Here is an 11125-nt window from a genome sequence, read left to right on the forward strand (position 1 = left end):
ACGCGCGCTATGCCGAAAACCCCGGTGCGGTGGATGAAAGCTGGCGGGCGTTCTTTGAATCCCTCGGCGATGCAGAAGACGCGCAGGCAGAGGCCGCTGGACCGTCCTGGGCGCGCAAAGACTGGCCACCCGTCCCCAACGATGACCTGACGTCCGCGTTGGACGGCCAATGGGCCGCCGAACCCGTCGCTGCCGCCAAAAAGATCGAGAAAAAGGCTGCTGAACAGGGCGTGTCGCTGTCGCAGGATCAGATGCGCAATGCGGTGCTGGACAGTATCCGTGCGCTGATGATCATTCGCGCCTACCGCATCCGGGGCCACCTGATCGCGGATCTTGACCCGCTGGGCATGCGCGAACAGACGCCGCATCCCGAACTGGACCCCGCATCCTATGGGTTCACCAAGGCGGATATGGACCGCCCGATTTTCATCGACAACGTGCTCGGCCTTGAAGTCGCCACGATGAACGAAATCATGGCCATCGTGAAACGCACGTACTGCGGCACCTTTGCGCTGCAATACATGCATATTTCCAACCCCGAAGAAGCCGGATGGCTGAAGGAACGGATCGAAGGTCTGGGCAAGGAAATCACGTTCACCCAGAATGGCCGCAAGGCGATCCTGAACAAGCTTGTCGAAGCCGAAGGTTTCGAAAAGTTCCTGCATGTCAAATACATGGGGACAAAGCGGTTTGGTCTGGACGGTGGCGAATCCCTGATCCCCGCGATGGAACAAATCATCAAACGCGGTGGCCAGCTGGGACTGGAAGAAATCGTCATCGGCATGCCGCATCGCGGGCGTCTGTCGGTGCTGGCAAACGTGATGGGCAAACCCTACCGCGCGATTTTCAACGAATTTCAGGGCGGCAGTTTCAAACCCGAAGACGTCGAAGGGTCGGGTGATGTGAAATATCACCTTGGCGCGTCGTCCGACCGGACATTCGACGACAACGAAGTGCATTTGTCACTGACCGCGAACCCGTCCCACCTTGAAGCCGTGAACCCCGTTGTGCTGGGCAAGGTGCGCGCCAAGCAGGACGAAAAAAAGGACAGCGACCGGACCAAGGTAATGGCCGTCCTGTTGCACGGTGATGCGGCCTTTGCTGGTCAGGGCGTCGTGGCCGAAGGGTTCCAGATGTCAGGCATCCGCGGCCACCGGACCGGCGGCACGATGCATATCGTCGTGAACAACCAGATCGGTTTCACGACCTCCCCGCATTTTTCGCGCACCTCTCCCTATCCGACCGATATTGCGCTGATGGTCGAAGCGCCGATTTTCCACGTGAACGGCGACGACCCCGAAGCCGTCGTGCACGCTGCACGGATCGCCACGGAATTCCGCCAGAAATTCCACAAGGACGTGGTGCTGGATATCATTTGTTACCGCCGCTTTGGTCACAACGAAGGCGATGAGCCGATGTTCACCAACCCGGTGATGTACAAAAAGATCAAGAAACAGAAAACGACGCTGACGCTGTACACCGACCGGCTGGTCAAGGACGGGCTGATCCCCGAAGGCGAAATCGACGAAATGAAAGCCGCGTTTCAGGCCAAGCTAAACGAGGAATTCGAGGCTGGAAAAGATTACAAACCCAACAAAGCCGACTGGCTGGATGGGCGCTGGTCCGGCATGGAACGCGACAAGGCGGATTATCAGCGTGGCCAGACCGCGATTGAACCCGAAACGATGGCGCAGATCGGCAAAACGCTGACCTCAGCGCCGGACGGGTTCGCCACGCACAAAACCATCGATCGCCTGCTGAAATCCAAGGCGGAAATGTTCGAATCCGGCACCGGGTTCGACTGGGCCACCGGCGAAGCCCTGGCCTTTGGGTCGCTGCTGACCGAAGGATATCACGTGCGACTGGCCGGTCAGGACAGTACGCGCGGCACGTTCAGCCAGCGCCATTCCGCCCTGATCAATCAGGAAACCGAAGACCGCTATTACCCGCTGAACCACGTCCGCGATGGTCAGGCCAACTACGAAGTCATCGATTCCATGCTGTCGGAATATGCGGTGCTGGGCTTTGAGTACGGCTATAGCCTTGCGGAACCGAACGCGTTGACCCTGTGGGAAGCGCAGTTCGGTGACTTTGCCAACGGCGCGCAGATCATGTTCGACCAGTTCATCAGTTCGGGCGAATCGAAATGGCTGCGGATGTCGGGTCTGGTCTGCCTGCTGCCCCACGGCTACGAAGGTCAGGGGCCAGAACATTCCAGCGCGCGTCTGGAACGGTTCCTGCAAATGTGCGGAAACGATAACTGGATCGTGGCAAACTGCACCACGCCCGCCAACTATTTTCACCTGCTGCGGCGGCAGTTACACCGCAGTTTCCGCAAACCGCTGATCCTGATGACGCCCAAATCGCTGCTGCGGCATAAGCTGGCGGTTTCAGACGCAGACGATTTCACCACGGGATCATCGTTCCACCGCGTGCTGTGGGATGACGCGCAAAAGGGTCATTCCGACACCCAATTGGCGCCCGACGACAAGATCAAGCGCGTCGTCATGTGTTCCGGCAAGGTCTATTACGATCTGCTTGAAGCGCGCGACGAAGCCGGGATCGACGACGTCTATCTGTTGCGGTTTGAACAGTTCTATCCGTTCCCGGCACAATCTGCCGTGGCCGAACTGGAACGGTTCAAGGACGCCGAAATGATCTGGTGTCAGGAAGAACCGAAGAATCAAGGCGCATGGACCTTTATGGAACCCAACCTTGAGTGGTGCCTGACCCGGATCAAGGCGAAACACACTCGGCCGGTCTATGTCGGCCGTGCCACATCCGCCAGCCCGGCGACAGGTCTGGCCAGCCAGCATAAAGCGACACAGGCGGCTCTCGTCGCCGAAGCACTGAACATCGAAGGATCCAAGAAATGACCACCGAAGTCCGCGTCCCCACACTTGGCGAATCCGTGACAGAAGCCACCGTCGCCACATGGTTCAAGCAACCCGGCGACACCGTCGCGGTGGACGAAATGCTGTGCGAACTGGAAACCGACAAGGTGACGGTCGAAGTGCCGTCGCCTGTGGCTGGCACCCTGTCCGAAATCGTCGCCGCCGAAGGTGAAACCGTTGGCGTTGACGCCCTGCTGGCCCAGATCAGCGAAGGCGATGCAGACAGCACCAAGGCCGACGCGCCGAAAGCCGACGCCAAGGCAGACACATCCAAGGAAGACGTCGATCAAGTCGACGACAGCTATGACGGCAAAAGCCCCATTGAAGGCGGCACAGACACCGTCAATGCCGGGCCAGAGGAAATGAAACCCCGCGATCCCGAAGACGCACCATCCGCCAAAAAGCTGATGGCCGAAAACAATCTGTCCGCAGGTGATGTCAAAGGCTCTGGCAAGGACGGCCGCGTCATGAAAGACGACGTGTTGAACGCGCTGTCGCAGCCCAAGGCAGCGCCAAAGCCCGCCCCGGCCGCACCCCGTGCCGCAGGTCAGGTCGACCGTGAAGAGCGGGTCAAGATGACCCGGTTACGCCAGACCATCGCCCGTCGCCTGAAAGAAGCGCAGAACACCGCCGCCATGCTGACCACCTACAACGAGGTGGACATGACCAGCATCATGGAATTGCGCAACGAATACAAAGATCTGTTCCTGAAGAAACACGGTGTGAAGCTAGGCTTCATGTCCTTCTTTACCAAGGCCTGCATCCACGCCCTGAACGAAGTGCCAGAGGTCAATGCAGAAATTGACGGCACCGATGTCATCTACAAACACTACGTCAACATGGGCATCGCCGCCGGCACCCCGACGGGTCTGGTGGTTCCGGTCATCAATGACGCCGACCAGATGTCGTTCGCCGACATCGAAAAGGCAATCGCAGAAAAAGGCGCCAAGGCGCGCGATGGCAAGCTGTCCATGGCGGAAATGCAGGGCGGGACATTCACGATCTCGAACGGCGGTGTCTATGGCTCGCTGATGTCCTCGCCAATCCTGAACCCACCGCAGTCCGGTATTCTGGGCATGCACAAGATTCAGGATCGCCCGATGGTCGTGAACGGGCAGATTGTTATCCGTCCGATGATGTATCTGGCCCTGTCCTATGACCACCGCATCGTCGACGGCAAGGGTGCTGTGACATTCCTTGTCCGCGTCAAGGAAGCGCTGGAAGACCCGCGCCGCCTGCTGATGGATCTCTAGTCCGATGCAAATGCTGGCGGACATCACAACGGGCGATTTCGATGCGTTCAAATCCAGCTTTGACGCAGATGCGGAAAAGCGGATGGCCGCCGGTCTGACCCTGATGCAGATGTGGCGCGTTGCGGACGACGCGCAACGCGTCGTCTGTCTGTTCGACGTGAACGACCGGAAACGGGCGCAGGACTGGCTGACGACCGAACAGCAGACCGGGGTGAAGATCACCGGACGCTTTCTGAAAACCGCTTGAAAGGCCTGACGTGACACCAGAACTGACCGTCCTCGCCCTTGCGGGCATCCTGCAAGCACTGCAATTTACCGCAACCTCTGTCCGTGCCAATCTTGAATTGCCCGCTGGCAAGCTGATGGGCCCGCGCGATCCGCAACGGCTGGGCCAGCCGTTGCTGGAACAGGTCAGCCCGAAAACCGGCCGCCTGTTTCGCGCCCTGAACAATCATTTCGAAGGATTGATCCTTTTCACCCTCGCCGTGGTTGTCGTCACCCTCGCAGATCGCACCACCGGTTTTTCCGCGATCTGCGCATGGACCTACCTGACCGCACGGATTTTCTACGTCCCGGCCTATTATTTCGGCTGGACGCCGTGGCGGTCGATCATCTGGATGGTCGGGTTCCTTGCCACGAACTTCATGTTACTGTCTGTTTTCATCGTCTAGACACAGACCAACCCAATACGGAGGCCCCCATGGCCAGCTATGACGTCATCATCATCGGTTCCGGCCCCGGCGGCTATGTGTCCGCCATCCGCTGCGCGCAACTGGGCCTGAAAACCGCCTGCGTCGAAGGCCGCGACACCTTGGGCGGCACCTGCCTGAACGTCGGCTGCATCCCGTCCAAGGCGCTGCTACATGCCACCCACATGCTGCATGAAGCGGAACACAACTTTGCCGACATGGGCCTGAAAGGCAAAAGCCCCTCCGTCGATTGGGACCAGATGATGGCCTACAAGGAAAAGACCGTGGGCCAGAACACCGGCGGCATCGAATTCCTGTTCAAGAAAAACAAGGTCGACTGGCTCAAGGGCTGGGGCAGCATCCCCGCCCCCGGCAAGGTCAAGGTGGGTGACGACACCCATGATGCCAAGCATATCATCATCGCCACCGGTTCCGAACCTGCCCCGCTGAAAGGCGTCGAAGTGGACGAAGAAACCGTCGTCACATCAACCGGCGCACTGAAGCTGAAGAAAATCCCGAAATCGATGGTCGTCATCGGTGGCGGGGTGATCGGGCTGGAACTGGGCAGCGTCTATGCCCGCCTCGGGGTAGAGGTCACGGTGGTGGAATATCTGGATGCGATCACGCCCGGTCAGGACGCCGAAATCGCACGGCAGTTCCAGAAGCTGCTGACAAAGCAGGGTATGAAATTCATCCTTGGTGCCGCCGTTCAGGCTGTCAGCGTCAAGAACAAGAAAGCAACCGTATCCTACAAGATGCGCAAGGACGACGCAGAGGCCGAAATCACCGCCGATACCGTTCTGCTGTCAACCGGACGCCGTCCCTATACCGACGGTCTGGGACTTGCCGATCTGGGTGTGACGATGTCCGACCGCGGCCAAATCGAAGTCGACGCGCATTACAAAACGAATGTCGATGGCATCTATGCCATCGGTGATGCCATCAAAGGCCCGATGCTTGCCCACAAGGCCGAAGACGAAGGCATGGCCGTTGCCGAAGGTCTGGCCGGCCAGAAGCCGCATGTGAACTACGGTGTCATCCCCGGTGTGATCTACACCCATCCCGAAGTCGCCAGCGTTGGTGAAACCGAAGAATCGCTGAAACAGGCGGGTCGCGCCTATAAGGTCGGCAAATTTCCCTTTATGGGCAATGCACGGGCCAAGGCGAACCATTCCGGAGACGGTTTTGTCAAGATTCTGGCCGACAAGGAAACTGATCGTATTCTGGGCGCGCATATCATCGGCCCGATGGCTGGCGACCTGATCCACGAAATCTGCGTCGCCATGGAATTCGGCGCCGCAGCAGAGGATCTGGCCCGCACCTGCCACGCCCATCCGACGTATTCCGAAGCCGTGCGCGAAGCGGCCCTTGCCTGTGGTGATGGCGCAATTCACGCCTGATTTCGAAAAGGCTTCAGTTGTCGGCCCCCGGACGAAAATCCGGGGGCCGCGCTGTTTACGGCCATTGGCATCCCTGCCTGTACCGTACCCGCATCCTGCGCAGTCAAATCCTAAAGCTGCGTGAATGCTTTCGCTGTTTTCCAAATATCCTCGGGGGGACGCGCGGCACGCGCGGGGGGGGGGGGCAGACAGCCCCCCTGCTACGCCTTCAACAGGCGCAGCCCCTTGGTCACGTCAGACCGCACCGCCAGCCGCAGGCCCGGTTCGTCCCCGGCGCGCAATGCTGCCAGAATGTGGCGGTGATCCACAGGCGGCGTCGTGCGGTTCAACCGCCCATACAGCGACCGCATGGTCGGGCCCAACTGCAACCACACGGTTTCGGTCATCGCCAGTATCGCCGGGGCCTGCGCGCGCAGATAAAGTGTGCGGTGAAATTCAAGGTTCATGCGGATATAGCCCGACGCGTCATGCCGCGACACCATCTGGCTTACGTTGGCGTTGATCGCTTCCAACCTGTCGATCAGGGCAAAATGCGCACGTGGCAACGCCCGCGATGCCAGTTCCGGTTCCAGCAGCGCCCGCAGGGTCGCCAGTTCCTCTATTCGTTCGTTGGTCAGCGCAGGCGTCGTCACCCGCCCCGTGGCCGACATCGACAACGCCCCTTCTGACACCAGCCGCCGCACGGCTTCACGCGCGGGCGTCATGGATACGTCGAATTCCCGCGCGATCCCGCGTAAGGTCAGCGTGACGCCAGGGTCGATCTGGCCATGCAGGATGCGCGTCCGCAATGCCCGGAATACCCGGTCATGCGCCGCACCCGATCCAGTCGCAGGCCGTACCGGAATCATGACGCGCCGAACCGCACCGCGTGCAGGCGGTCGCCGTTGTCACGCAGCCATTGCCTGTGACGTGCATAATCGGGGTCCAGCCGCGCGACGATTTCCCAGAACGCCGATGAGTGATTCATCTGTTCCAGATGCGCCACCTCGTGTGCGGCAACGTAATTGAGGACCGCAGGCGGTGCCATGATTAGCCGCCATGAATACATCAGACCACCGGTGCTGGTACAGGACCCCCAACGCGACCGTGTATCGCGCAGGGTCAGTTTGTTGTAGCGCCGCCCGATCAGCGCGGCATAGCGGTCCGACGCCTGTGCCAGCCGGTCCCGTGCGCGTGTCTTCAGAAACGCCATCACGGCAGGCCCACCCGCGCCGGGCGGCAACAAAAGCGAATCGTCCGTCAGCGTCATACGGCGCACGTCATCCGCTAAAACGGCGATCTGGCGCCCTTCGATCAACAGGGTGGTGCCGGGGCCGACGATGATGGCGGGTTTGATGTCGCGCAGGTGTTCGCGCAGCCAGTCTTCGCGTTCGGTCAGAAAATCCAGCGCCTGACGTTCGGGCGCGCGCGGCGGCACGGTCAGCGTCACCTTGCCATCCAGACGCGACACCCGCAGCGATAACCTGCGGGCCTGCGCGGACCGCCGCAGGTCGACCTCAATCGGGGGGTTGCCAATACGCAGGGCGCGGCCCATATGCATCCTTTGATTACTGCTGCCTGTGACGGGTCTCGACACGGTCTCGCCCTTATGGCAGTGGACCGGGAACCGCCGCAAGGCCAGCCATGCAACCAAAGGAATACCCATGCCGAAGGAAGAGTGGGGCACCAAGCGCCTGTGCCCCGAAACAGGCAAGCGATTCTACGACCTGAACAAGGACCCGATCGTCAGCCCATACACGGGCAACGTCGTGACCGTTGACACGTCCAAAACGCGGACAATGGTCGCAGACGCCGCAGACGCACAGTCGGCCAAGGTCAAGGAATCCGACGAGGAAGACGATCTGGTGCTCGAGGACGACGAGGACGAAGATGATGTCGACCTCGGCGATGACGTTCTGGAAGACGACGACGACGAAGATACCGTCAGCCTTGACGAGATCGCGGATGTCTCAAAGTCGGACGACGACTGAAAATACCTGACCCGTGGCGTGATTTTACACCTTGATCTCGCCACGGGGGCTGCATAGACAGCCGCCAACGGGGCCTTAGCTCAGCTGGGAGAGCGCTTGCATGGCATGCAAGAGGTCAGGGGTTCGATCCCCCTAGGCTCCACCAAATTCCCGTTACACAACTAAGTATTTGTTATTCAAAGATTATGTCGGGTGGGTTTTGGTTCTACCATACACGCCTACCACACACGTTAGCCACACGTGAGTAGCCTGTACAACCGCACCACCGCCTATTGATTGCGAATACTGCCAATCTGAGCTTCTCTACAGATCACTCGAGCCTGTCTCTTTACAGAGGGACGGATTACGATGATGCTCGATGCATTGGAAAAAGTTGTTTGAAGGCAGCATGATAACTCAAGCCAGTGCGATCGAGTTTCAAGGTAGGGCTGAGTCTGGACGTTCTCATCCGATGCTATGCCGTTGTGAAGCGGCCGATGGCAGCGAATTTGACGCGTATGTGAAGTATCGACACTTCCATAATGACTTGCTCTTTGACCACTTGGTTTGCGAGACTATCGGTAGCTTGTTGGCGTCGGACCTTGGCCTTCCTGTCGCGCGGCCTTGCCTTGTGACTGTATCCGCTGAGTTTTTGAGCACGATACCCAATAATGAAGACAACGCCGAAATTTTGGAAGCATTTGGGGACAGGACCTCCATTGCATTTGGTTCAGTTGCCTTTGAGCCTTTCAGGCGGTGGACTTCGGATAACATCGTTCACCGAAACCAACGCAGGCAAGCAACTTACCTGTACCTTTTCGACACGCTTACGGAAAATTCAGACCGTGGGATCGGGAACCCAAACCTACTTATTCAAGGCCACAACTTCAGAGTGATCGACCAAGGTCATTGCTTTCAACGGTGTGTCGACACTGATAGCTGGGATGGAGTGCGAAAACCTTGGGAGCGCGGGGGTATCAACAACCACATCCCCGGTACATTGCAACATGTACTTTATGAAAATATTCACCCCGCCGAACCAGAGCACATTACCGACTTCACGATGGCGTATGAGGCTATCACGGATGGTGTCATTGAAGGCTACCTTGATACTGTGCCGATTGAGTGGGGTCAGGATACTGCGTGCAGGATCATCGACTACCTGCTAGAAGCGAGGTCCGATGTTCAATCGTTTGAAGTCATGTCCCGGGAGGTACTGTTGTGACAAAAATGTCTTCTTTTAGTTACTGCCTCCTGCAGTACGAGCACAACCCTTGGATAAAGGAACGTCTCAATGTGGGCGTACTCCTTCACTGCCCTAATCAAAACTTTCTTCGCATTAGAACCAAAGGCTGGGAGGGTCGCATTTTTGGTGCCTACCCAAACCTAGAGCGACCACACTTTACAGAAGACCTAAAGCAAATCGAAAGGTCTATTGAACGGTTTTCAAAATCCGGACTTAAGCAACCGTCGCTTTTCACTACTGCGAGTGAGGCAGCTTTGGAAAGTCAGAATACAAACAAAAGTATGGCGCTGGCACTTACACTGTGTCCCGATAGCGACTCGAGCTATCGGTGGCATGAAGGGGGTGTTGGTTTGTGTGGTGAGCCTCAATCTAAATTAGAAGACCTCTTTCATCGTCTTGTGTCTGGCTATGACAAACAGAAAAGCCCCGCTAATCGCTCTGATGATCAGGTTTGGTCAAGCATTAGCAAAGCGATCGAGGATCGGCACCTTTCGAAGCATATCGAGGTAGACCCCGTAGTTAACACTGACTTAGGTTCAATTAGATTTCATGCTGGTTATCAAAATGGCTCTAGGCATGTAATACAATCACTATCGTTCGATCTAGCTGATGAAGATAGAATTGGATCAAAGGCCGCAAGGTGGGCTGGATATTTAGACTCAATTCGCATTTCAGATGGAAGAGTTCATCCGCACTTGGTACTAGGCATGCCGCGGAATAGAGAATTGATACGTTCCTTTGAGGGGGCTTACAGATACTTATCCAAGTCTGTAGGGACGGAAAACGTTCTTGTGGAAGATAAGGCGTACGAATTGTTGAACGACATGGAAGTACAACTTAGCGGTCACTGACGTCCGGGGCCCCTCGGAGACGAGCCTAAAAGTTTGCATTTCCTTTTAGGTCATCTTGAGGGCCCCGATGCTAAAAAGAGGCTGCAAAGTTGAAAGACTGACTAGGCCACCCGGTAAACCGACCTTTCAGAAATCCCCAAGGCCCTCGCAACGTCCCTTTTGGATTTCCCCTCAGCCAGCATAGCGACCACCTCTGCCTTCTTGGCCTGTGCCGTCGGCTTGCGTCCCTTGTACTTGCCTTGGGCCTTTGCCTTGGCGATGCCGTCACGCTGGCGCTCTAGCATCATCTCTCGCTCGAACTGAGCGACTGACCCAAGGACGTTCAGCATCAGCTTGCCTGTGGCCGTCGTTGTGTCCAACCCAAGGTCCAAGATGCGAAGACCAACCGACTTGGCCTCAAGGCCCTCAACGATCTCCCCTAGGTGGACCACAGAGCGTGCCAACCTGTCCAGCTTTGTGACCACCAGCACGTCACCCTCCCTGACGTAGCCCAGCGCTTCAGAGAGCGCCTTACGTGGCCCTGTGGCCGATGTCTGTTCGTCGTACAGCCTGTCACACCCAATGGCCTTCAGTGCCTCTCTCTGAGCCTCTAGTCCGTTCACTTGTTCCGTTGTCGATGTACGTGCGTATCCAATGAGCATCCCCTGCCCTCCTTTGTCTGCCAATGATGTCTGGGAAGTTGTGACAATGGGTCTGCCAAAAGCATTTACCCATTCATATGGCGGCCAACGCGCCAGACTTCAGACCATGACACACAGGCAAGACCTATTGGCGGGGCTAGGAACTATTGGTCGTTCTTAAAGGGTGCGGGCTGTTTCTACTGCCTCATGGCTCGGATAGAGG

At 57.7% G+C, this 11125-nt stretch carries 10 protein-coding genes and 1 tRNA gene; 8 read left to right on the forward strand and 3 right to left on the reverse strand.

The window, feature by feature from the left end:
* The 5 genes from GZH79_RS09325 to lpdA form a co-directional block, all read left to right on the forward strand.
* Window positions 1-2876, forward strand: a 2876-nt coding sequence (locus GZH79_RS09325) for a 2-oxoglutarate dehydrogenase E1 component (RefSeq protein WP_211643523.1), incomplete at its 5' end; no start/stop codon positions are given.
* Window positions 2873-4147 (forward strand): 2-oxoglutarate dehydrogenase complex dihydrolipoyllysine-residue succinyltransferase, encoded by a 1275-nt coding sequence (gene odhB, locus GZH79_RS09330; protein WP_211643524.1) that lies wholly within the window; start codon window positions 2873-2875, stop codon window positions 4145-4147. The genes GZH79_RS09325 and odhB, both read left to right, overlap by 4 nt.
* A gap of 4 nt (window positions 4148-4151) precedes the next feature.
* The gene (locus tag GZH79_RS09335; protein ID WP_211643525.1) at window positions 4152-4394 is read left to right on the forward strand and encodes a hypothetical protein; all 243 of its coding nucleotides are present in this window, start codon (window positions 4152-4154) and stop codon (window positions 4392-4394) included.
* 10 nt (window positions 4395-4404) lie between these two features.
* Window positions 4405-4818 (forward strand): MAPEG family protein, encoded by a 414-nt coding sequence (locus GZH79_RS09340; RefSeq protein WP_211643526.1) that lies wholly within the window; start codon window positions 4405-4407, stop codon window positions 4816-4818.
* A 29-nt stretch (window positions 4819-4847) separates the two neighbouring features.
* Complete coding sequence (gene lpdA, locus GZH79_RS09345) at window positions 4848-6236, forward strand: dihydrolipoyl dehydrogenase (RefSeq protein ID WP_211643527.1); 1389 nt, start codon at window positions 4848-4850, stop codon at window positions 6234-6236.
* 200 nt (window positions 6237-6436) lie between these two features.
* Here the strand turns inward: lpdA and GZH79_RS09350 are convergent, their stop codons facing one another.
* Both GZH79_RS09350 and GZH79_RS09355 read right to left on the reverse strand, forming a co-directional pair.
* Complete coding sequence (locus tag GZH79_RS09350) at window positions 6437-7084, reverse strand: GntR family transcriptional regulator (RefSeq protein ID WP_211643528.1); 648 nt, start codon at window positions 7082-7084, stop codon at window positions 6437-6439.
* Complete coding sequence (locus GZH79_RS09355; protein WP_211643529.1) at window positions 7081-7770, reverse strand: SprT family zinc-dependent metalloprotease; 690 nt, start codon at window positions 7768-7770, stop codon at window positions 7081-7083. Before GZH79_RS09355 ends, GZH79_RS09350 begins: the two co-directional genes overlap by 4 nt.
* 109 nt (window positions 7771-7879) lie before the next feature.
* Here GZH79_RS09355 and GZH79_RS09360 point away from each other — a divergent pair, with 109 nt between their 5' ends.
* From GZH79_RS09360 to GZH79_RS09370, 3 genes are all read left to right on the forward strand, one after another.
* Entirely contained in the window at window positions 7880-8206 is a 327-nt protein-coding gene (locus GZH79_RS09360) for a TIGR02300 family protein (RefSeq protein WP_211643530.1), read from the forward strand.
* Between the two features lie 69 nt (window positions 8207-8275).
* Window positions 8276-8351, forward strand: a tRNA-Ala gene (locus GZH79_RS09365).
* 213 nt (window positions 8352-8564) lie between these two features.
* Complete coding sequence (locus GZH79_RS09370) at window positions 8565-9410, forward strand: HipA family kinase (RefSeq protein ID WP_211643531.1); 846 nt, start codon at window positions 8565-8567, stop codon at window positions 9408-9410.
* A 973-nt stretch (window positions 9411-10383) separates the two neighbouring features.
* Here GZH79_RS09370 and GZH79_RS09380 read toward each other — a convergent pair.
* On the reverse strand, window positions 10384-10923 hold the full coding sequence (locus GZH79_RS09380) for a recombinase family protein (protein WP_211643533.1): 540 nt from the start codon (window positions 10921-10923) through the stop codon (window positions 10384-10386).
* Window positions 10924-11125: the final 202 nt, after the last annotated feature.

Source organism: Loktanella sp. SALINAS62 (assembly GCF_018263905.1).
In the GTDB taxonomy this organism is placed as follows: domain Bacteria; phylum Pseudomonadota; class Alphaproteobacteria; order Rhodobacterales; family Rhodobacteraceae; genus Loktanella.

Excerpts from the sequence above, each read along its gene's own strand:
- lpdA (WP_211643527.1), top strand. The coding sequence starts at position 4,848 with ATGGCCAGCTATGACGTCATCATCATCGGTTCCGGCCCCGGCGGCTAT.
- GZH79_RS09350 (WP_211643528.1), bottom strand. The coding sequence starts at position 7,084 with ATGATTCCGGTACGGCCTGCGACTGGATCGGGTGCGGCGCATGACCGG.
- GZH79_RS09370 (WP_211643531.1), top strand. The coding sequence starts at position 8,565 with ATGCATTGGAAAAAGTTGTTTGAAGGCAGCATGATAACTCAAGCCAGT.
- GZH79_RS09380 (WP_211643533.1), bottom strand. The coding sequence starts at position 10,923 with ATGCTCATTGGATACGCACGTACATCGACAACGGAACAAGTGAACGGA.
- GZH79_RS09360 (WP_211643530.1), top strand. The coding sequence starts at position 7,880 with ATGCCGAAGGAAGAGTGGGGCACCAAGCGCCTGTGCCCCGAAACAGGC.
- odhB (WP_211643524.1), top strand. The coding sequence starts at position 2,873 with ATGACCACCGAAGTCCGCGTCCCCACACTTGGCGAATCCGTGACAGAA.
- GZH79_RS09355 (WP_211643529.1), bottom strand. The coding sequence starts at position 7,770 with ATGGGCCGCGCCCTGCGTATTGGCAACCCCCCGATTGAGGTCGACCTG.
- GZH79_RS09335 (WP_211643525.1), top strand. The coding sequence starts at position 4,152 with ATGCAAATGCTGGCGGACATCACAACGGGCGATTTCGATGCGTTCAAA.